The organism is Pseudomonas sp. YA1, from assembly GCF_058680555.1.
Genome location: NZ_JBZWBG010000004.1, coordinates 25,570 through 46,403, shown reverse-complemented (window position 1 = coordinate 46,403; position 20,834 = coordinate 25,570). Strand labels below are relative to the sequence as shown.

The 20,834-nt window shown below is 61.2% G+C and carries 19 protein-coding genes; 18 read left to right on the top strand and 1 reads right to left on the bottom strand.

Annotated elements, in window-relative coordinates; translation table 11 throughout:
• From AC4OR5_RS06545 to AC4OR5_RS06510, 8 genes are all read left to right on the top strand, one after another.
• Complete coding sequence (locus tag AC4OR5_RS06545) at window positions 1–489, top strand: single-stranded DNA-binding protein (RefSeq protein ID WP_023082040.1); 489 nt, start codon at window positions 1–3, stop codon at window positions 487–489.
• A 107-nt stretch (window positions 490–596) separates the two neighbouring features.
• Entirely contained in the window at window positions 597–950 is a 354-nt protein-coding gene (locus tag AC4OR5_RS06540; RefSeq protein WP_003120979.1) for a helix-turn-helix domain-containing protein, read from the top strand.
• Between the two features lie 89 nt (window positions 951–1,039).
• Window positions 1,040–1,237, top strand: coding sequence for an ICE-associated protein CrpP (gene crpP / locus AC4OR5_RS06535; RefSeq protein ID WP_031644039.1), 198 nt, complete (start codon window positions 1,040–1,042; stop codon window positions 1,235–1,237).
• 115 nt (window positions 1,238–1,352) lie between these two features.
• Entirely contained in the window at window positions 1,353–3,272 is a 1,920-nt protein-coding gene (topA, locus tag AC4OR5_RS06530; protein WP_023110980.1) for a type I DNA topoisomerase, read from the top strand.
• Window positions 3,273–3,285: 13 nt separating this feature from the next.
• On the top strand, window positions 3,286–4,032 hold the full coding sequence (locus tag AC4OR5_RS06525; RefSeq protein WP_235195578.1) for a hypothetical protein: 747 nt from the start codon (window positions 3,286–3,288) through the stop codon (window positions 4,030–4,032).
• Window positions 4,033–4,332: 300 nt separating this feature from the next.
• On the top strand, window positions 4,333–6,222 hold the full coding sequence (locus AC4OR5_RS06520; protein WP_023101908.1) for a hypothetical protein: 1,890 nt from the start codon (window positions 4,333–4,335) through the stop codon (window positions 6,220–6,222).
• Window positions 6,219–8,195 carry a DEAD/DEAH box helicase gene (locus AC4OR5_RS06515; RefSeq protein WP_171889419.1) on the top strand — a complete coding sequence of 659 codons (1,977 nt, stop codon included), beginning with the start codon at window positions 6,219–6,221 and terminating at the stop codon, window positions 8,193–8,195. The genes AC4OR5_RS06520 and AC4OR5_RS06515 overlap by 4 nt, the downstream gene beginning before the upstream one ends.
• Before the next feature lie 115 nt (window positions 8,196–8,310).
• Window positions 8,311–8,637, top strand: coding sequence for a hypothetical protein (locus AC4OR5_RS06510; protein ID WP_023110984.1), 327 nt, complete (start codon window positions 8,311–8,313; stop codon window positions 8,635–8,637).
• Here AC4OR5_RS06510 and AC4OR5_RS06505 read toward each other — a convergent pair.
• Complete coding sequence (locus AC4OR5_RS06505; RefSeq protein ID WP_023110985.1) at window positions 8,623–9,492, bottom strand: hypothetical protein; 870 nt, start codon at window positions 9,490–9,492, stop codon at window positions 8,623–8,625. The genes AC4OR5_RS06510 and AC4OR5_RS06505 overlap by 15 nt on opposite strands.
• Before the next feature lie 215 nt (window positions 9,493–9,707).
• Here AC4OR5_RS06505 and pilL2 point away from each other — a divergent pair, with 215 nt between their 5' ends.
• Genes pilL2 through pilM form a run of 10 tightly spaced genes read left to right on the top strand, consistent with a single transcriptional unit; the run spans window position 9,708 to window position 20,393 of the window.
• Complete coding sequence (gene pilL2 / locus AC4OR5_RS06500; RefSeq protein ID WP_012076859.1) at window positions 9,708–10,832, top strand: PFGI-1 class ICE element type IV pilus protein PilL2; 1,125 nt, start codon at window positions 9,708–9,710, stop codon at window positions 10,830–10,832.
• Window positions 10,832–12,541 carry a PilN family type IVB pilus formation outer membrane protein gene (pilN, locus tag AC4OR5_RS06495; RefSeq protein WP_003099757.1) on the top strand — a complete coding sequence of 570 codons (1,710 nt, stop codon included), beginning with the start codon at window positions 10,832–10,834 and terminating at the stop codon, window positions 12,539–12,541. The genes pilL2 and pilN overlap by 1 nt, the downstream gene beginning before the upstream one ends.
• Window positions 12,542–12,544: 3 nt before the next feature.
• Window positions 12,545–13,870, top strand: a complete 1,326-nt coding sequence (gene pilO2, locus AC4OR5_RS06490) for a type 4b pilus protein PilO2 (RefSeq protein WP_003099758.1) — start codon at window positions 12,545–12,547, stop codon at window positions 13,868–13,870.
• Window positions 13,860–14,393: a type IV pilus biogenesis protein PilP gene (gene pilP, locus AC4OR5_RS06485; RefSeq protein ID WP_003099760.1), complete on the top strand. Its 534-nt coding sequence runs from the start codon at window positions 13,860–13,862 to the stop codon at window positions 14,391–14,393. The genes pilO2 and pilP overlap by 11 nt, the downstream gene beginning before the upstream one ends.
• Before the next feature lie 8 nt (window positions 14,394–14,401).
• The gene (locus tag AC4OR5_RS06480) at window positions 14,402–15,982 is read left to right on the top strand and encodes a GspE/PulE family protein (protein WP_063896706.1); all 1,581 of its coding nucleotides are present in this window, start codon (window positions 14,402–14,404) and stop codon (window positions 15,980–15,982) included.
• A complete protein-coding gene (locus AC4OR5_RS06475) occupies window positions 15,982–17,061 on the top strand; it encodes a type II secretion system F family protein (protein ID WP_003123335.1) in 1,080 nt (359 codons plus the stop codon). Before AC4OR5_RS06480 ends, AC4OR5_RS06475 begins: the two co-directional genes overlap by 1 nt.
• A 21-nt stretch (window positions 17,062–17,082) precedes the next feature.
• The gene (locus tag AC4OR5_RS06470) at window positions 17,083–17,613 is read left to right on the top strand and encodes a type 4 pilus major pilin (RefSeq protein ID WP_003120996.1); all 531 of its coding nucleotides are present in this window, start codon (window positions 17,083–17,085) and stop codon (window positions 17,611–17,613) included.
• Window positions 17,610–18,566, top strand: coding sequence for an ATPase, T2SS/T4P/T4SS family (locus tag AC4OR5_RS06465; RefSeq protein WP_003448639.1), 957 nt, complete (start codon window positions 17,610–17,612; stop codon window positions 18,564–18,566). The genes AC4OR5_RS06470 and AC4OR5_RS06465 overlap by 4 nt, the downstream gene beginning before the upstream one ends.
• Window positions 18,559–19,938 carry a shufflon system plasmid conjugative transfer pilus tip adhesin PilV gene (gene pilV, locus AC4OR5_RS06460; protein WP_003099769.1) on the top strand — a complete coding sequence of 460 codons (1,380 nt, stop codon included), beginning with the start codon at window positions 18,559–18,561 and terminating at the stop codon, window positions 19,936–19,938. The genes AC4OR5_RS06465 and pilV overlap by 8 nt, the downstream gene beginning before the upstream one ends.
• Window positions 19,939–19,955: 17 nt before the next feature.
• Window positions 19,956–20,393 carry a type IV pilus biogenesis protein PilM gene (pilM, locus tag AC4OR5_RS06455; protein WP_003120998.1) on the top strand — a complete coding sequence of 146 codons (438 nt, stop codon included), beginning with the start codon at window positions 19,956–19,958 and terminating at the stop codon, window positions 20,391–20,393.
• Window positions 20,394–20,834 lie beyond the last annotated feature (441 nt).

Genomic DNA, 20,834 nt, shown 5'->3' with positions numbered 1-20,834 from the left:
ATGGCTACCCCCGTCTTCTGGGAAGGCAACATTGGCTCGGCGCCGGAGCACCGCAGCTTCCCCAACGGCAACAATCCCCCGCGGCAGTTGCTGCGTCTCAACGTGATGTTCGACAACTCGATTCCCGATGGCCAAGGTGGCTACAAGGATCGCGGCGGCTTCTGGTGCAGCGTCGAGTGGTGGCATCAGGATGCCCAGCGTTTCGCCGAACTGTTCGCGAAAGGTATGCGCGTCAAGGTCGAAGGCAGGGCGATCATGGACCGCTGGCCCGACAAAGAGTCAGGGGAAGAAGTCCAGGCGCTGAAGGTCGAAGCCTCGCGCATTTCCATCCTTCCGCATCGCCTGGCCGAGGTCACCCTGTTGCCGTCTACCAACGGCCAGTCGACACAACATCAGCAGTCTCGGCAGGTGCCGCAGCAACCTGCTCAGCAGGATGCGCAATCGCAGCAGGACTACGACAGCGCCTTCGACGACGACATCCCCATGTAGCAGGCGGCTTAATTTTTGGCCGCCCATTCGTGAAGCTGCGGGTGGCAAGCACAACTCTTCGCCGCCCGCAGCCTCGTAAAAACACTCGAGCAACTGGATCAACCACAATGATCGGGAATCGTCTGAGAGAAGAAAGGCTTCGACTGGAAATGAGCCAAGACGCCTTTTCACAGCACTGTGGGGTGACGAAGAACACTCAGGTTTCGTATGAGAAGGGACGGCGCAGTCCCGATACCACCTATCTGCTTAAAGCCATCGAGATCGGAGTCGACGTTCTATACGTAGTCACTGGCCGACATGTTCCAGCGGCGGTGAAAGCGCTCACTCAAGAGCAGCTGGATATCCTCAATTACATGTCCGGAATGTCCGAGCAAAACCGCGCCGATCTCGTTCGCGTGGGAAGGGCAATGTATGACGCCAACCAGTTTCGAAGGATGGCGCCTGCAAACTCCCTGTCTTAATTTTGGCCGCCCGTTCGTGAAGTCTCTGGTGGCAAGGGCTTCCGATTCGGAAATCTCGTTCGGAAATCTCGATCAGTACGAGGTGCAGTGTGTCAAAGAGAGCGACCGATACCGACAAGCTGGACAGACGACACTTCAACGATCCCCACCGGACTGTACGGGCTATTGGTGCTGAGGCCGCGCGGAAAGGGCTACGGGTGTTCGACTGCCCCTACAGTCATCCTGCGATGCGGGCGTCCTGGTTGAAAGGGTTTGCCCAGGAGCAGCAACAGCAGCTCGACTTCTGATTGTCCCTGCCTTTCAATACCTCCCGAAAACTGCAACAACGCACCGTCCATTTCGCATTGTTGGCCCGCTCTCTGATCGCGATAGTTCGACCGACTGTTCCGAGAGACTCCGCCGATGCACCTCGTAATCATTGAAGCCCCGGGCAAGCTGAAAAAGCTGAGGTCCCTTCTCCCCTCGATTCGTCCCGACGTGACCTGGCAGGTCGAGGCGACAGCCGGCCACATCAGAGACCTACCCGTTCACGGCCAGGACCCGAAGATGCTCACCGTCGGCGTGGGCCAGGATTTCAAACCGCACTACCAGATCCTCTCGGGCAAGGAAAAAACCGTCGCACGGCTGAAGGAGCTGCGGCAGAAAGCTCTGGAGATCTACGTCGCATCCGACCCGGATCGCGAAGGCGAAAGCATCGGCTGGCACATCCTCCAGGCTGCCGGGATCAAGAACTACAAGCGCGTTGCCTTCAAGGAAATCACAAAGTCATGCATCAGCGCCGAACTCAGCTCGCCGCGTCGCCTGGACCTCCCGAAGGTCGCCTCGCAGGAATGCCGTCGCGTCATCGATCGCCTGGTGGGGTATCTGGTCACGCCAGAGTTGCGGCGCGTGATGGGCAGGCCAACCACCGCCGGGCGCGTGCAGTCCGTCGCGGTGTACCTGGTGGTCCTGCGAGAGCGGGAGATCCGCGCCTTCACAGCAATCAAGCACTTCGGGGTGGAACTGACCTTCGTTTCGCCAAGCGACGGCCGTACCTGGACGGCGGAATGGGATCCAGTGCCCGTGTTTGCCAGCAAGGAGTTCCCGTATGTCCAGGATCGTCAACTCGCAGAACTGGTGGGGGCTATACGCAATGTCATCGTCGAGACCTGCATTGATGGCGAAGAAACCGATACGCCTCCGGCACCGTTCATCTCCTCCTCGCTCCAGATGGCCGCCGGGAATGCGCTGAAGTGGTCACCCGACAAGACGATGAAGGTCGCCCAGCGGCTGTATGAACAGGGGCTCATCACCTACCACCGGACGGACAACCCCAATATTTCGAAGGACTCGATGCCGGATATCCGTGCTGTCGCCAAAGCCTTGGGGCTGAAGTGTGTAGAGCAACAGCGGATGTTCAAAGCGGACCAAGACGCCCAGGAAGGCCATCCCGCCATCACCCCTACCGACTGGATGGCCGCTTCCGCCGGTGAGACTGCTGATGAGCAGGCGCTGTACCAGCTCATTCGAGTCCGCGCGCTTGCCAGCCAGATCGAAGCTGCCGTGTACGCAGTGAGAACCATCACCCTCCTTGGCGTCGGCCCCGACAAAAAGCCGCTGCGCTTCGGCGCCAAAGGGAAGCTGTTGAACGTGCCTGGCTGGAGAAAACTGCTGCAGGGCGATGACGCCGAGGAGCAGAAGAACGAAACGCCTTCAAACCCCATCCCGGCGCTGGAGCCAGGCCAGATACTCAAGGTCTACAGCGGCGAGATCCTGGAGAAGAAAACCACCCCTCCCAAGCGATTCACCGACGCCAGCCTGGTGGGCGAGATGAAGCGCCGCGGGATTGGTCGGCCATCCTCCTACGCCTCGATCGTGAAGAACATCATCGACAAGGGCCAGGTGCAGATGAAGGGGCGAAGCCTAATCCCCGGCGAGCTGGGAGAGGCCACCATCGCGCTCCTGGAGCACAACTTCAGCTTCCTCAGCCTCGACTTCACCCGCAACCTCGAGGTCGCCTTGGACCGGATCGCCAACAGCGAGGACACCTACATGAACGTAGTCCAGCAGTTCTACCAGCTACTACAGACAGAGCTGCAGACACTCCGCGCGCTCCCCAGCGCACAGGACGAACCACGCGCAAGCTCCACCGCCAGTATCTCCTCGGCGCCGACCAGCGACTTCCTTTGCGGCAAGTGCGGTCTGCCCCTGGTCCACCGCAAGAAAGCCGGCAAGGGCGGCTTCGACTTCTGGGGTTGCAGCGGCTTTCGCACCACAGGGTGCAAGGTCAGCTACCCCACCAAGAACGGCCAACCTGACTTCGACAACCCGCGCGGGCTATAGGTAATACATGAACATGCAAACCAGCACCGACAGGAACCTCAATTTCGACTTTGTGCGCAGGCAAGTCGAGCAACCGCCAGCTTGGGCCTCTGAGGTCCTGCTGTCATGGGAGGAAGCCTACCCCCAGGAAAAGCACGCCTTCCTTCAAAGCCACTACTGGACCGAGACGGGATCGATCAATGTGTTCCGCGTCGTGGGCACGGACCACTGGGATTACCAAGGAAAGTCCTGGCTCGACTTCCTCACTGGCGGCAAGCGAATGCAGCGAAACCTGCAGGCCTTGCTGGACAACCCGAGCTACTACCTGCAGCCAACGGAGCGCAGGCCCGCGATCCACTACAACACGCTCGATGGCTTGAGCTTCTACGTCGGCTCCGACGGCAACCACCGCACCTGTATTGCCCGATTCTTCCTGGCCGAACAGCAGAAAAGCCAGCTTCACGACGTGACGCTCAACCACTACCAGGTCAACGACAGCTTCTACCGCCTTTACGGGCAACTTCGGCAACTGCTCCTGCTACAGGGGCTACCTGTGCAAATCCATCCGGAGCGTGTGCAGTTGGGCCGGGAAGATACTGCTGGCTGGAAGATGGATACCTACCAGACCACATTGAACTGGTTGAACCTCAAGACCCAGGAGGAAATATCTCTGAACGAAGCCCAGACACGGGAGCAACTCATCGACCTCATGCGGGGAAAACCATCTGAAGAGCAATCGCGAGGCTGGAAGACAAAGCTGAAATGGCTCATTTCAGGCTGAGCTCGCAGTCAGACTTGCATCGCTATTCGGGCCAGCTACGCTCTGCCATACACGCTGTATATCCCCGGCGTGTTCCCCGCCCCCGACACCCTGTTCCCGCACACAGGCCTGTCGGGGGCTCTTTTTGAGCTCAGTGGCCATGAAGGTCATGATGTTCATCGTCACCTGACTCTCAGAGTCCACTTGGTGTTCCTGGTCTCGTAATCCAAGGAAATACAGGCCGAGTGGCCTGAACATTTCCCATCGATCCGAAGCACACCGACCAGCCACAGTGCTGCTCGCTTACACAGGAGCATACGCGTGGCACCACTCGACAACGCCTCCCCTAGCGGGCCGCTACAGGATCCATCCCTGGCCCGCTACAGCGAGCGGCAGCTCGCCGTCGCCAACACCTGGGCAACACATTTCTCCCTCGCAGGGACAGCTCGAACCAAGTTCATCCGTCACTACCTGCGCAGCACCTCTACGACTAGGTGCTGGTGCATCACCGTCGCGGCGGACAACGGTATTCGCTACACCATCATGCGTGCAGGGCCACTACTCCAGGTGTTCGACGGTCAACTGATCGGTGCGTGGGAGTGCAAGCCTGCCCATCGTGTCCCGGCAAGCACGCCGTCCCCGGCAGGGGCGTTGAAGCTGTTACAGCGCCTTGAGAAGTTCGACGACGCAGTTGCTGTACTCAGCTCATACACCAAGCGAGCGCACGACCTAGCCACTCAGATGGCCAGGGACGACCTCGGACTTCCGCATCGCCTCGTGTATCCGAGCCACAGCAACAAGCGCTACTACGCGCCAAGGCACCAGTTCTACTTGAAGCAGATCGGAGCGGTCTTGCGAACCTTCAGACAGGTCCTGGACCAAGACCTGCTGTTCGCCATCCGCTCGGTTCGGTGCCTCTCGCCCCAGCTCTACAACTGGCTGGCTCAAGGCAACCAGGTGCGCCGACTGCAAATGCTGAAGGCTCAGCCGGTCTTGACGCCGCTACTGGTGGATTGCGAGGAGGGAGTCTGGCCTCACACGACGACCAATGACAACGGCGAGAGCATCCACCATTACCTTCCTTGCCCCTTTTCCCTGATTGATAGTGAACGACCGCAGGCCGCAGCCATGCCATGCGGTTTTTACCTCGATATGGGCCGTATTCTTGGGCAGGTCGCGGACGAAGGGATCTCGGTCATCAACTTTTTCGCCTGGCTATTTCAGGCGCCACGGGCCTCGATTCGATTTCTTAGTCACGTCAGTCCCGGCCGTGCGGGAGGCGCTCTCTTCCATCGCAAACGGGAAGGCCGATATTCGGGATGGCATGCTCTCCTACTGGCTGCATCGCTAGGTAACCGGCGGCCGATCACTCGCGCTCAATGGACAGCATTCTATGCCGCCTACAATGCGATCCCCTGGCAAATTCACAACGCCAAGCCCGACTACAACCGTCTATTCAATGGCTGCCCGTCGGATTGGCAGGATCCGGCATGGCTTGCAATCACTGCACGGCTGAGCGACATCAAGGAGTTCTATTCCGCCCTCGACCAGGGGAACTCACAGGTTGTTCGGCAGGCGCGCAGCGCCCTGAAAGCGTATCTGGGTCATTGTACCTACCGACAGGCTGGCAAGCTGGTGGACGACTACCACCAGGTCCAGAGGGAGCTGCGTGCCGCAGTGCAGAGCAGCCTGCCCGATCTGGTCGACACCGACGAGTACACCACCTGGGAGGGAATGCTGTCTGTCGGCCTTGTCAATTGCCCTAATGGCCTGCAGATCGTCGAGCTCCGCTGTCCTGCCGACCTATATGCCGAACATATCGCTCTGGCACATTGCATCGATAGCTACGACCAGGCCGCCTACCGAGGAGACTGCCGACTGCTCTCAATACGTGAGGCTGGTCGTCCGCTGGCCTCTGCCGAACTGGAGCTCAGCCGTGAGCATGGCGAGCCAATAGGTAGGCCCTGGAATCCCAAGCACCTTTCTACGGTGCAACTGCGCGAATTCGATAATGCCCCCGTGCCGACAGACTCGCCTGCCGGCCAGGCATACCGCTGGTTCATGGAACGGATTCGCTCTGGAGCCATAGCGACGAACCTGAACTGGCCCGACATGACCGTCCACATGACGCGCTTCGCCAATGGTCGCTGGAAGGCGGGCCTCGCCGATGCCACGGCGAAATGGCTGCTCACTCGGTTGGAAGACCGATGAACCGTTCACGCCTGGTCAATCGTACCTCCGCGACACCGTCGACGCTTCTGCAGCGGGCTATCTTCGACGGCTACGACTTCGGCTTGAAGATCCCCTACATCGCAGGCGGCAACCGCGCGCTGCTGGAGCTGTCCGGCTTCTTCATCAGCACCCGGGAGCATCCGTTGCACCGCTACTGGCGGGTCCCCAAAGGCAAGCTGCTGCCTGATCTGGACACTCTGTACAACCGTCTCGCCGAGCTCGCTGGAGGCCTTCACTCCCAGTCCTGGCGGGAGTTCAGCTCCTTGGTCGAATCCGCGCAGGCCTCGCTTGACCGACAGGCCTTCACCTGGGGGATGCTGCTGCGCATCGCGCCCCTGGCCGAGGGCGGCGTCCTACTGTCAGGCGAGTTCCATCCTGGTGTAGTGGCGGTCGCTCGGCGGATGCGCGGGGTATTCCTGCGCCCATCGAGTTCCTGGCGCATCGACGCCACACCTGAGTTGCTTCGCAGCAACCTGATTCTGGAGCTTGGCCTCGCCGAGGAACAATTCGAGATTCTGGATACTGTCCAGGAGCTGCTCAGCGACGGCAGCTTCGCGCCGTCGACCGAGCTGCCCAGCATGAGCATCGGCGGTCCACAGCAGGAACCGGCAGCGCCGTCCCTGGAGGACGAGTCAGCCTCTGACATCTACCTCGCCGCGGTGCCGGAGATCGAGCGCACCGAGTACAGCTCGGCTGATATCGAGGCGGCGCTTCAGGGCTACTCACTACTGGCCCACCAGCCTGACGGCATCGCTCATCTGCTGCAGAGGACCAGCGCCTTACTGGCCGACGACATGGGACTGGGCAAGACCCGCCAGGCGGTCATCGCCGCTTCGATCCGCGCGGCGGGCAGACCAATTCTGGTCATCACCCTGGCCACCCTGCTGATCAATTGGCAGCGGGAGATCCAGGAGGTCTATCCCTCGGCCACCGTGGCCATCCAGCAGGACACCCCAGAGGCGCAGTGGATCCTCGTCAACTACGAGCAGTTGAGCCCCTTCGTCGCCAACGCTTCGCGCTTCGCCGTGATGGTCATCGACGAGGCGCAGCGGATGAAGGAACCGACGGCGCAATGCACGCGGCACGGTTTCGACATTGCCGCCCAAGTGCCGAACCGCTACCTGCTTACCGGCACGCCGGTGCTCAACCGCGAGACCGAGCTGCACACCCTGCTGCGCCTCTCAGGCCACCCCATCGGCCAACTGCCGCTGAAAGAGTTCTGCGACCGTTTCGCCGGCAACCCGGAGTTCCGCCAGAGTTTGCGGGCGGAGCTGGGTGACTGGATGCTGCGCAGGCGCAAGGATGTGCTACCCAGCCTCAAGGGCAAGCAGCGGCAGTTGCTGAAGGTGGCCCTCTCCACCGAGGAACGCCAGCAGTACGAGATGCTGCGCCTCGAGGACCGACCGGTCTTCGCGCGACTCGGCGCGCTGCGGCGTTACCTGGAAACGGTGAAGGTTCGCGTGGCGATGGACCTGTTGAGCGAGCTCGACGCCGAGGACAAGGTGATCCTGTTCTGCGAGTTCAAGCCGACCGTGGCTGCGCTGAAGGAACTCTGCGAGCAGGCCGGGCTCGGCTGCGTCACGCTGGTGGGCAATGACTCGCTCACCAAGCGGCAGAAGGCGATCGATCGCTTCCAGCAGGATCCCGACTGCCGGGTGTTCATCTGCACCACGGCGGCCGCCGGGACGGGCAACAACCTCACTGCGGCGAACTACGTGTTTTTCCTCGGCCTGCCCTGGACTCCCGGTCAGCAGGAACAAGCTGAAGACCGCGCGTACCGCAACGGCCAGCTCCGCATGGTCGTGGTGAAGATCCCACTGGTCGAGGGCACGATCGACGAGCAGCTGTGGCAACTGCTCAACGCGAAACGCCAGGTTGCCCAGGACCTCATTGAGCCCGAGCAGGTCGATGGGAACCGCGCGCTGCTGGCGGCGAGCCTTGCCGAGGGCTAAGTGTCGCAGGATAAAAGGATATACCCACCAACCGAGTATTTCCCGCTGCAACACGACCGAGCAAGAAGCAAGCTCGTTCACAACGACACGACTGTTCAGCAGGAGACGCCCCAAAATGAGATTCGAGCAGCCCTCACCGACTATCGATTACAGAAAAAATATGGTTCTGCAAGCGCTGCTGAAGATCGAGGCGCTCTACGAGCTCGCACAAGCCGCCTCTCCAGAGCTGCTAGCGAATATTAAGGAGGCGCTGTCAGAACCAGATAGATTTTGCGAAATGGCGACAGCAATCGCCTTATATTACCTTCACCGTGAACCTACGGTTCCAGCACTATACGTAGAACTCGTCGAGGATGAAATTGCACGATATCCCTTCACCTACGATGAGATAGAGTCAGTGATGGACTCAAAAATCAGAGAGACATTGTTAACGCAGCTTTGACCGTGCCATTTCCACGCGCCGTTTGCGCTTCATGTAGTAGTTGTAGAACTTGGCACTGTCGAGGATGATCGATTTCTCATAAAGCACTCTGGCAGTGTCAACCTCTGCACCTGGAGGTATCTCCACGACCCGCATGACGATAGACTCTCTCCCACCATTCTTCATCGACTCCGTATGACCGAAGAACAGTAGCCGTATCTTGGAGCGGCTACCCTCCTTCCTATTTATGTAATGCAAGCCAAAGTAAGACCTAGCCCAAAAACCTTCGGATAATTTGTTTATTTCCTCTGCAACCTCATTGCTTACAGAACACCCATAAATATCCTTGGACTCTGTCATATAAGCAAACGCATAGGGCAGGTTGTACAAATTGATCGCCGAATATTCATAGCCCTTGTTCTTGCCGAAATCTTCAAGCATCTCCTCTAAAACCCGATCTACGAACCTGACTCCAGTATCTGACTCGATAAACGAAACCACTAGATCAAACGCCTCTACCAAAGCCACCTTAACCTCATCACTTTCTTCTTTCCGAGACGAAGGACGTCTTACCTTTTGATCCATTCTTGCCGCATTAGCGAGACGACACGTTAAATACCTTCTCTCATTATAGTTAGCAATACCACGAACATTACCCTTATGATGCCTCGCATAGAAACTACCACTACGGGTTTCCGTTGCTGTTCTGTTAACCATGACAGTTGGGTTTTGGCATGACGGGCAGATTGCATATGACCTCAGCTCACCGTTAACCGTCTGGATGTACGGCTCCTTTCTATTAGTTCGTCTGTAGTAGTTGTCTTCGGTCAGATCGATAGGTTCTTCGGGATTAGTGATAAGCGCAAATACGTTCATTAGTTCCTCACTTCGAGTCGGGGCAATGAAGCCGCGATGACATCATGTAGTATGCCTCACAGCCATCGAAACGCCTCCTAACCTTCCGGCGTATCACTGACCACAGCACCACATTCGAGCGAGTTAAAAAATACACCAGGTTCCAGCCGAGTATTTCCTGCTGAAGCATGGCGGATGGCCTGCCACTGTGTGCCCCATCATCAAAGGGGGCCTCAATGACCAGGCAGTTGACCACTCTCACGCTGTGCCTGCTGCTCGCCAGCTGCACGACCCACAAGGCTGAGCCGGCCAGGCCCGCCTTCGACAGCAGCCGCAATCCAGACCTGCTCTCACCGGACCTGTACCCGAATGGCGTACAACCGGAGAAGGAGCCCGTCGTGCGCTACGGGCGCTACACCCTGGTCAGCACCCAGCCTGATGCCGGTCAACGCGACCTGATGGCCCAGATCATCGACGTAACCATCCCGTCGAGCATGAACCCGAGTGTCAAGGACGCCATGCAGTACGTGATGAGCCGCTCGGGTTACTCGCTGTGCCCGGCAGAGGCCGGTCATGTGAACATCCTCTACACCCGGCCGCTGCCGGCGGCTCAGTACAAGCTCGGCCCGATGACCCTGCGCAACACCCTCCAGGTCCTCTCCGGCCCTGCCTGGCAGGTGAAGGTCGACGAGGTCGCGCGGCAGGTCTGCTTCGTGCTGCGCCCGGGCTATCAACTTCCCCCGGTGCCAAGGCCGAAACCGGTCCAGCAACTGTATGCGAAGCCCGCTGCCCCAACTCCAGCGGCGGTAACGCAACCCTCCTCCACGGAAAAAGTCAGCACGCTGGAGTCGCCCGTCGTGGTCGCCTCGGTGCCAACGCCGGCGCCGATCACAACCAGCCCCGCTCCGACCAAGAAGCCTGAATACACCACTGTGCTCCCCCCAGCCGCACCGGCCAAGGATGGCCACTCCTCTTCTCCTCCCGCGGCTTCGGCACCGATCAAGCTTCCGGCCTCCGCCGTGAAGTCCACGCCGCCCACTCCGGCCACCGTGGCTTCCACTCCACCGGACAAGGCGCTCCCTTCGGCGGAGCCGAGTCGGCCGCTGACACAGGCCTGGTCGGCCGAGACGGGATCAACCCTGCGCGACACCTTGGAAGCCTGGGCCAAGCGCGCACGCTGGACCGTCCGCTGGGAGCCGCAGGATCTCAACTATCCGATCGAAGCTCCTCTGACCTTCCACGGCTCCTTCGAGGACGCGGTATCCGAGCTGTTCCCGCTGTATGACGCTGCCGAACGGCCCTTCCTGGTGAACGCCAGCCGGCCGCAGTCCCTGATCATCATCAAGGAGCGCAAGAACTGATGCGTGCCCCCCTGAAGAACCTCTTGCCTTGCCTCCTGATCCCCGCGCTGGCCAGTTGCTCGGTCACGCGGGTGAACGAGTCGGCGGATCGTGTCGAAGCTACGGCAGATTCCGCGTCGACGATCGCAGCACAGATGCGCAACACCCGACCGGATCGCCGCGATACGGTGGTTTTCTCCGACAAACCCTGGGTCAGCACGAAGCCCCTGAGCGTTTCGCACACCTTGTCCAGTGACTGCATCGTGACGTGGCGCCCTGCAGATGCAGCGTCGCTGCAGGAGGCCGCCCAGGAAGTCATCAACCAATGCCACCTGGCGGTCAGTATCACGCCCGACGCGCTGAACCCGGCCGCTTTTGCCCTGCAACCTCAGCAGCGCGCGAGCAACGCCCCGCCGCCCATCCAAGGCGGCCAGGACATGGCCACCATGCTGTTTCCTGCCTCCGTCGCCAACGGCATGTCCCTAGGTGCCGGCGGCAGCATGGGGTCGAGCTTCGGGTCCTACGGCCCGCGGTCGCTGTACAACATCAAATGGAACGGCAAGGTCAGCGGGTTCCTCGATCTCATCGCCGCCCGCGCCGGCGTGTCCTGGCGCTACAACCCAACCGAGAAACGGGTCGAGTTCTACTACCTGGACACTCGGACCTTCCGCATCTACGCCTTCGACGACGTCAACACGGTGGACTCCACCGTGCGTTCCGGTATGACGACGGCCGCCGGCATCAGCGGGGATGGCTCCGGATCCACTGGACAGAATGGCAGCTCCGGCATCAGCGGCGACTCCGGCAGCAAGCAGACCACCAGCTCCGAGCTGAAGACCTCGATCCTCAGCGACATAGAGAACAGCATCAACTCGATGCTGACGCCGAGCATGGGACGCATGTCGCTGTCGCGTGCCACGGGCACCCTGACCGTCACCGACCGACCAGAGGTCCTCAACCGCGTCCAGCAGTTGGTCAACCGGGAGAACGAGAGCATCACCAAGCAGGTGCTGCTGAACGTCAACGTGCTCTCGGTCGCCCTGACCGACAAGGATCAACTGGGGATCGACTGGAACCTGGTCTACAAGTCGCTCAACAACAAGTGGGGCATCGGCCTGAAGAACACCATGCCAGGCATCGATCAAAGCGCGATCTCCGGCTCCGTGAGCATCCTGGATACCGCCAACAGTGCCTGGGCAGGATCCAAGGCCATGGTCCAGGCGCTGGCCCAGCAGGGTCGCGTCTCGACCGTCCGCTCCCCGTCCGTGACCACGCTCAACCTCCAGTCGGCGCCGATCCAGATCGGCCGCTACGACAGCTACCTGGCCTCCAGCCAGATCTCCAACGTCGCCCAGGTCGGCAGTACCACCTCGCTGATCCCGGGCGCCGTGACCAGCGGCTACAACATGAGCCTGCTGCCGTTCGTGATGGAAAGCGGCGAGATGCTGCTGAAGATCAACATCAACATGACCTCCAGACCGACGTTCGAAATGCAGACCAGCGGGGACTCCAAAGCCCAGTTCCCGAGCTACGACATACAACTGTTCGACCAGAAGGTACGCCTGCGCAGCGGCGAGACCTTGGTGCTCTCCGGCTTCGACCAGACCACCGAGGATACCAACAAGGTCGGCACCGGCGACGCCGGATTCTTCGGCCTTGGCGGCGGGCTGACCCGCAATACCAAACGCGAGGTCATCGTGGTGCTGATCACCCCCGTCGTGCTGGGCTGAACCATGGAGAAGCCTGACATCGGTAGCCGTGGACCAGACGTCTCGATCCTGAGCTACCACGGCAACAAGTTCGTCAGCGGCCTGTTCTGGCGGCCGCTATCCAGCCAGCGGCAGTACATGAAGGAAGCGCGCAAGCTGGGCAAGGAAGAGCATCTGGACATCGTTGCCATCCGCCATTCGCCGACAGTGATCCAGGCCGGCTTCGTTTCGAAGTCGCAAGGCGCAGTCAAGGGCATGTACTCCCTGGCCTCGGCGCTTTCAGGCCAGTTCGAAGGCGACTTCCTGGCCTGCTGGAAGGTCGACGAGGACCGCTACGCACTGGTCGCCACGCTCGATGGTGCGATCGTCCCCGGCCAGGACCTGGTCACTACCTTCGACGAAGCCAGGGACCGGATCAGGAAGCTCTCTACGCGCGGCGTGCTTCGAAACGCACAGGTCTTCGTTCCCGAAGGATTCGATTTCCCCGTCAAGGACTTCGACATCGAGGAACTGCTCGCGCCGAAGCGCCTGCGGCGCGACTACCGCCTCCGGCAACTCACCTTCGGCTTGTCCGCCAGAGAGTGGACGGCAGTGGCCCTGCTCGGTTGCTTGGTAGGCGGGTCGCTAACCGCCTACTACCTATGGAATGCCCACCAGCAAGAGCTCGCCAGACAAGCCGCGCTCCTCGAGGAGCAGAGGCGCCTCGCCGAGCTGGCCGAGAAGAACGCCCAGGCCAAGCAGCCGCTGGACCTGGCTTCATTGCAGAAGCCTTGGACGCTCATGCCTGACCTCGAGGACATGCTACGCGCCTGTAGCAAGGCAACGGGGGTACTGTCGCTGTCGATCCAGGGCTGGCTCTTCGAATCCAGCAAGTGCGACGGCAGGGTCCTGGTCGCCACCTACCACCGTACCGGCAACAGCACGGCAGCCGACCTGACAGCGGCCAGCCAGCACCTGTTCGCTGACCGCCCCGCCTTCGTCATCGACAACGGCAACACCGCGGCCCTGAAGGTCGACCTGAAAGTCGCCATCGGTAGCGATGAGCCGCTGCAGCCAGCCGACGACGCGCTGCAGGCGCTCACCAGCCATCTGTACCGTCAGGGTGTCGAGCCCAAGCTGTCGATCAGCCAGGAGACAACTCCGCCCCTTCCTGGCGCGGAAGCGGCGACGGAGCAGCAAGTGGTGTTGCCCTCCTGGAAGAAATTCACCTTCAGCGCCCAGACCAGGCTCCCGGCAGACCTGACCTTCCAGGGGCTGCCCGCCGCCGGGGTCCGCATCACCAACCTCGAAACCACGCTCAAGGACAGCCAGTTGGACTGGACTGTCACAGGAGAAATCTATGCGAACTGAGCCGATCGGCATGGCCGTGGCCGTGCTCTTCCTCCTCGCGTCCGGCCAGGCCTGCGCCGGCACCGTTGGCGAACTGGCGGAGATCCAGGCCCAGGCCATCCTCACCGAGGCCAAGGTGCGTCTGGCCACGGCGCAGCGGCAACTGGAGGGCAAAGGCGAAACCGGCCAGGTCGTCAGCGCCCAGGGGCAGACGTTCGCCATGCCGGTGCCGGCGGCGGCGCCGACGATCACGCAGCCGGTTCCGCCAGTGGTGCGGACCATCTACGGCGCCGGCGGCAAGATGACTGCCACATTCTTGTTCCCGGGCGGGTACGAGGTGGACGCCGCCAGCGGCGCGGAGCTGCCGGGCAACTACCGCGTCGAGTCGATTTCCCTGGACCAGGTCGTACTCACCGACAAGGACGGCAACCGCGTGCCCGTGGGCTTCTCCAGCGTTGCCCCGACCCAAGCCGCCTCCTCGGCCCAAGGCGCCTCCGTTCCGCCGGCGCTGCCCGGGGCGGTACCGCAGCCGTTCATCCAGTAGGTACCGCCATGACGAACCTTCAAATTGCCGCGCTTGTACAGCCCTCCATGGTGACCCAACTGCTCACCGCCGACGGTGGCGAGTGGGAGGTCTCGAAGCACCTGCAAGAGATCATGGCCCTGGCCGCCGACGGCACGCTCTATCTATCGGAGAGCCACCAGAACGACATTCACGTTCTGTCGTTCATCGACCGTCTCGATCGCCGTGGCTTCCGATACCAGCTCAACCTCACCGACCTGCAGACCATTCACCAGCTCTACCGCGCCGTCGCCATGGACGGCCTGGTCGATAGCGATGGCCAGCGCGCCACCCAGATGCAGGAGCGCGTGGTCAAGATCATTCGTAAGGCCACAGAGCTGCGCGCCAGTGACGTGCATTTCGTCGTGAGTCCCGCCGGCACCGGCAGCAAGATCCGTTTCCGCGTCGACGGCCTGCTGAAGACCGTCGAGCAGTACCGCAGCCAGGAACTGCACGAACTTTGCGCAACCATCTACCAGTCCATGTGCGACGTGGCCGAGCCGCTTTTCAAGCCGCAATTGGACCAGGACGCGCGGATGAGCCAGGCCTTCGTCGAGAAGCTGAACCTGTTCGGCGCCCGGATCGCGACCCGCCCGCGCGCCGGTGGGTTCCTGATGATCCTGCGGCTGCTCTACGACGATACCGGCCTCGACAGCCTGGAGCAGCTCGGCTACCTGCCCGAGCAGAACGCGCTGTTCGATCGCATGATGCGCATGCCTTACGGCATCAACATCCTGTCCGGCCCCACCGGGTCAGGGAAGTCGATGACCTTGAAGGTCACCATGGAAGGACTCGATAAGCTGCATGGCGGATCCAAGCATATCCTGACCATCGAGGATCCACCGGAATACCGCATTCGCGGCGAAGGCATCAACCAGACCCCACTGGTCTATGACGCCACTGACCCAGACGCAGAACGCCAGGCCTGGGCCGCAGGCATCGCCAACGGCATGCGCCTGGATCCGGACTACATGATGATCGGCGAAGTGCGCGACCTCTTCGCCGCTGTCGCCGCCTTCCGTGGCGCGATGACCGGGCACGGCCTGTGGTCGACCCTGCACACCAATAGCGCGATCGGCATTGTCCAGCGCCTCAAGGACCTGGGTGTCGACCCCGGCTTGCTGTTCGATCCGGCCCTGCTGACCGGTCTGATCAACCAGAGCCTGCTGCCCAAGCTCTGCCCCCACTGCAAAGTGCGCTTCCAAGACCACCAAGACCAGCTCGCGCCCGATCTGGTCGAACGGGTCCAGCGCTTGACCGATGTTTCCCAGGTGTACGTCAAGGGGCCTGGCTGCCAGGCCTGCCGTGGCTCCGGAGTCAACGGCCGCTCGATCGTCGCCGAGGTGGTGCTGCCCACCCTGGCCTTCATGCGTGTGTTCGCCAAAGGCGGCCCAGCCGAGGCACGCAACTACTGGGTCAAGACCATGCAGGGCATCACCAAGCACGCCCACGCCATCCGCCGCATCAACGAGGGCATGTTCGACCCGCAGATAGTCGAGGATTTCATTGGGCCACTCGACTTCGATGAGCATCTGCTCGACGACAGCTTCTACTCGCAGGAGGCGTGCTGATGGGGGGCTTCTGGGAGCAGTTGCAGTTCGCCTTCTACAGCAAGCAGTTCGGCCGCAAGGAACGCCTGCAGTTCTACGAAAGCATGTCCACCCTGCTCGAAAACGGGGTCCCGTTGAAGGACGCTGTGGCAGAGGTGCACAAGATCTTCGCTCATGAGGGACAGCATCCGTTTCATCCGGTGGCCATCGCCAGTCGCGAAGCGCTGATGGGGCTGTCCAACGGCAAGCGTCTGGCCACCGCCATGGCGCTCTATCTGCCCGCCCAGGAGCGAGCGCTGATCGAGGCCGGCGAGATGAGCGGCAACCTGGTTCAGGCCATGGGCGATGCCGTCTCCCTGGTCGAGGCCCAGGCCAGGATCCGCGCCACCATCTGGCAGGCGCTGCTCTATCCCTCGGCGCTGTCCGCCATGATGGTGTTCCTGCTGTGCATCGTGGCCTATCGCATGGTCCCCAGCCTGGCCAGGCTCTCCGATCCAGTCACGTGGACCGGCCCGCTCGCCACGCTCAACGCCATTGCCAGCTTCGTCACAGGACCTGGTATCTACGTTCTGGTCGCCGTCATCACCCTCACGGTGGTGGTCATCGTCACGTTACCGACCTACCGCTGGAAAGGCCGGGTCTGGCTGGACCGGATGCTGCCGCCCTGGTCCATCTACCGCATGCTCCAGGGCACCACCTTCCTGCTGAACATGGCCGTCATGCTCAACGCCGGCATACGCCCCTACGACAGCCTGGCCAGCATGATCAAGATCTCCCCGCCCTGGCTGAAGCAGCGCTTGGAAGCTGCCCGCTACGGCGTGGGCCTGGGCCAGAACCTGGGAGTCGCCCTTCGCAGCGCCGGTCACGATTTCCCCGACCGACAGGCCATCCAGTACCTGTGCATCCTCGCCAACCGGGGAGGCTTCTCCGAAGCTCTGGTCAAGTTCAGCCGCCGCTGGCAGGAGACCAGCCTCAAGCAGATCGAGCTGGCCGCCGGGCTGGTGAAGAACTTCGCCCTGATCTTCATCGGCGCGCTGATGATCCTGGTCCTGCTCGGCGCCTACCAGGCACAGCAGCTCATCCAATCCATGAACCACTGAAACCTCACCAAGGAGCGCTCCATGAGCACTACGCAACGCACCTCCCGTCCGACGCAGGGCGGTTTCGTTTCCATCGAGATGATCATCGTGCTGATCATCATCGCCATCGGGGTCGGCCTGGGCCTGGCCGCAGCGGCTGGGATGTTCAGTTCGTCCAACGCCAACGAGGAACAGCGCAACATCAGCGTCATTGCGGCCAACGCACGTGCCCTGAAGACCTCTTCGGGCTACGGCTCCAGCGGTACCAACCTGATCCCGAGCCTGATCGCAATCAACGGCGTGCCGAAGAACATGAGTGTCTCCTCCGGCGTCGTCTACAACGTCTACGGCGGATCGGTCACTGTCTCGTCCACCGGCATGGGCTTCTCGATCACCACCAGCAAGCTGCCCAAGGATGCCTGTATCACCCTGGGCACCAAAATCGCGAAGAACACCTTCGAGCAGACCAAGATCAACAGCGGCACCGCTATCACTGGTGAGGTCACCACTGCGGCTGCGACCCAGGCCTGCAGCAGCGATAGCAACAGCATTACCTGGACCTACAGTTCGTGAGTGTGAACCCGATCATTCAGGCTCAGTTCGTCGACCTTTACCTCGGTGAAGGCTTCGCCGACGTGAAGGGCCTGGCCGGCGTCGGCGCGCGCCGAGTCGAGGTGCCTCGCGAGTGGGAGTCGCACGCCCAGGAACTGCTCCAGCTCTGCAGGCAAACGCTGGAGGAGCTGCAGGATCCCGAGTTCGCCATCGTCGTCGACGGTGTGCTGCTGCGCGTCACCCAACTGGAAGATGCTTTCAACGGCGGGAGTGTCTTCGTGCTGCGCCGGTCGACAGCCCAAGTTCGAAGCTTCGAGGATATCGGCTATCCGAGCGAGGTGGTCGCTACGCTCCTGAACCCGCAACTGCAGGGCTTGATCCTGTTCTGTGGCGATATGGCGACCGGCAAGACCAGCTCCGCCGCCTCGCTGATTCTCGCCCGACTGCAGACCCTGGGCGGGGTTGGCTTCACAGTCGAGGATCCACAAGAAACCAATCTCAGCGGCCAACATGGACTCGGCCGCTGTATCCAAGTCAGAACCTCACGACGCTCGGGAGGCTACAGCGAAGCCCTGTTGCGCACCCTGCGTACCGGAGCCGACCTGATATTGATCGGCGAGATCCGCGACGAAGACACCGCCTATCAGGCTTGCAAAGCTTCGCTGAACGGCAACCTGGTCATATCGACCATCCACGCCAAGAACTGCCCGCAAGCCATCGAACGGCTGATCACCCTGGCCAAACCCCTCGCGTCCAATGCCTACGACGTCGTGGCTGAAGGCATTCAGGCCGTGATCTGCCAGGAGTTGGTAAGTGATGGCGGCGCTCGAAGACTGCACGCAGAACCGTTGCTTTTCACCGGAGTGGACTCCGTCGCCATGCGCGATAAGATCCGCCGGCAGCAGATTCATCTACTTGAGGACGATGTGAATCGCCAGGCTCGCAAAAGCCTGTGGGAGCCTATCTATGAATAACCTCAAGCTCAGCCGCGGCTTTATCTCAATTGAATTAATGATCGCCTTGATCGTTATCGCCATCGCGACTACCGGCGGGATTTCAGTCTTGATGAGCTATCTAGACGGCCTGAATGAACAGCACGCGGCCCAGCAGCAACAGCAGGTGGCCAAGGCAGCGGAGAAGTACCTGAAGGACAACTTCAGCACGGTTCTGGCCAGCGCCGGCGCCACGGCCCCGGCGGTGATCACCGTCCCGATGTTGCGCAACACCCGTTACCTGCCCGCAGGCTTCCGCGACACCAACATCTACGGCCAGCAATACCAGGTACTGGCCCGCAAGCCGGCGGCCAACCAGCTCGAAACGCTGATCGTGACCACGGGTGGACAGGTAGCTTCCGAACTCTCGATCCGCCGGATCGCGCAGCTCATGGGAGCCACCGGGGGCTACATCTCGAAAACCAACACCAGTGTCGCCCAGGGCGCCGCCTGGCAGGTGGCCTTGAGCAATTTCGGTAGCGCTCCCGGCGCTGGACACCTGGCGACGGCGCTGTTCTTCCAGGACGGCGCCATTGCCAACGAGTACCTCTACCGCAATGCCGTCCCGGGTCATCCCGAGCTCAACCGGATGAACACGGCATTGAATATGGGCGGCAACAATATCGCCGCAGCCGGAGCGGTCACCGCCAGCGGAAACATCACGACCAGCGCGGACATCAGCGCGCGCAACGTGACAGCCACTGGCACGGTGAAAGCCGGCACTGCTGACGTCGCCGGCGAGACGTACACCGGAGGCTGGTTCAGGACCCGCGGTAACTCAGGTTGGTACAACGAACGGTGGGACGGTGGCTGGTATATGAGTGACAGCACATGGGTCAGGTCGTGGATGAACAAGAACGTTTATACCGGCGGAGAATTGAGAGGGGGAAAGCTCAGCTCCGAAGGTAGAACGACCGTCGGCGAGTACCTTCAGATCAATGGTTTGGCGGCAGAAAATGCAGGATGCGCCCCCAATGGCCTGGTAGGCAGAGACAACAGCGGCCCCCTATTCTGCACCGATGGGCTGTGGAAACGGCCCAGTGGCGTGAATATCGCCACCCCTGTGGTGCTGGCACAGTATCCCGCCGATAACCGACCCCGCACCCACTGCCAAGCGGTATCCAGGGACGCGCTGATCAATGGCTCCGGCCCCGGCGTTCTGCGCCTGGAAGTCGATGGCGTGATCGTTGGTCAAGCGCGCTCCACCGCTGGGCGAAACGCTGACGTAGTTGAAGACGCCTCGATCTCCGCCATGGTGAAAGCCGGACACCGGTTCTGCCTTTACAGCACCGTTGTGCTCGCAGGATTCGGCAACTCCGCCGGCATGCGTGTGACGGCCACCTACCTCAACTAGGGAGTCCTCCAGATATCATGCCGCTGCTCTGGATTGCCCTATTGCTCACCCTGCTCACCGGAACCTGGCTGAGTGTACAAAGCGACCACGCGACCTCGAGCGCCGAACTGGCCGAGGTCGATACCCTGGCCAGGAGCTTGCTGCTCTACCGCTCCAGGCTGGCGGAGTACGCACACGCCAACCCCGGTTTCAGCGGTTCGCCGGCGGACTCCGCTCTTGGTTTACCGGCCTGGTTCCGCAAGCCAGCGCGGCTTCAGGGCTACATCGCCGCCGACACCAGCTACGCCTTCATCGCCTCGCCGCCGGCAGGGCTGGCGGCAGCCGTGGATGCCGGTACGGAATCCGACCTAGTTGGTGTCAGGCGCAACGGCCAGTTAGTCACGCGCCGCCTCGGAGCCACTGCCATTGCGCTCCCTGCGCCCATCCCCGAGGGCGCGGTGGTCGCGGTCAAATAACCTCCAGAGGCCAGTAAACCCCGGCGCTGCTTGATAAACCAGCCTTCTGAACACATAATGCCATCAACTTTGATTTCACCCCGCTGGCTACTGACGGTCATCAGTAGCGCCCTGGTGATGCAGGTTCGCCTCATTACCAAACCGTAAGCACGCTACAACACCGGGTGGGGCGTGCGGATCTGGTTGAGAATTCTCCCTGTGTCTCCCTGTTCTTTTGCTTGTCATGCAGCCGTCAACTCGTGTCGAGCGAGTTTAAAGGCACATAGGGTTCTCAAGAGGTTCGGTGTACCCTCGATTTAAGGGTCGTACTGGTGTTACGGCCCCTCCTTTTCCCCTCTCCATGGGTAGCCTGATGCTCCTGCTCCAGGACTATCAGGCTACCCATCGGGATCCTTCTCCCTGCCGGTGGCCCGCCGGTGATACGCAGGGCTCCCTTTGTAC

Coding starts and splice junctions, on each gene's coding strand:
- AC4OR5_RS06545 (WP_023082040.1), top strand. CDS start 1: ATGGCTACCCCCGTCTTCTGGGAAGGCAACATTGGCTCGGCGCCGGAG.
- AC4OR5_RS06540 (WP_003120979.1), top strand. CDS start 597: ATGATCGGGAATCGTCTGAGAGAAGAAAGGCTTCGACTGGAAATGAGC.
- topA (WP_023110980.1), top strand. CDS start 1,353: ATGCACCTCGTAATCATTGAAGCCCCGGGCAAGCTGAAAAAGCTGAGG.
- AC4OR5_RS06525 (WP_235195578.1), top strand. CDS start 3,286: ATGCAAACCAGCACCGACAGGAACCTCAATTTCGACTTTGTGCGCAGG.
- AC4OR5_RS06515 (WP_171889419.1), top strand. CDS start 6,219: ATGAACCGTTCACGCCTGGTCAATCGTACCTCCGCGACACCGTCGACG.
- AC4OR5_RS06510 (WP_023110984.1), top strand. CDS start 8,311: ATGAGATTCGAGCAGCCCTCACCGACTATCGATTACAGAAAAAATATG.
- AC4OR5_RS06505 (WP_023110985.1), bottom strand. CDS start 9,492: ATGAACGTATTTGCGCTTATCACTAATCCCGAAGAACCTATCGATCTG.
- pilL2 (WP_012076859.1), top strand. CDS start 9,708: ATGACCAGGCAGTTGACCACTCTCACGCTGTGCCTGCTGCTCGCCAGC.
- pilN (WP_003099757.1), top strand. CDS start 10,832: ATGCGTGCCCCCCTGAAGAACCTCTTGCCTTGCCTCCTGATCCCCGCG.
- pilO2 (WP_003099758.1), top strand. CDS start 12,545: ATGGAGAAGCCTGACATCGGTAGCCGTGGACCAGACGTCTCGATCCTG.
- pilP (WP_003099760.1), top strand. CDS start 13,860: ATGCGAACTGAGCCGATCGGCATGGCCGTGGCCGTGCTCTTCCTCCTC.
- AC4OR5_RS06480 (WP_063896706.1), top strand. CDS start 14,402: ATGACGAACCTTCAAATTGCCGCGCTTGTACAGCCCTCCATGGTGACC.
- AC4OR5_RS06475 (WP_003123335.1), top strand. CDS start 15,982: ATGGGGGGCTTCTGGGAGCAGTTGCAGTTCGCCTTCTACAGCAAGCAG.
- AC4OR5_RS06470 (WP_003120996.1), top strand. CDS start 17,083: ATGAGCACTACGCAACGCACCTCCCGTCCGACGCAGGGCGGTTTCGTT.
- pilV (WP_003099769.1), top strand. CDS start 18,559: ATGAATAACCTCAAGCTCAGCCGCGGCTTTATCTCAATTGAATTAATG.
- pilM (WP_003120998.1), top strand. CDS start 19,956: ATGCCGCTGCTCTGGATTGCCCTATTGCTCACCCTGCTCACCGGAACC.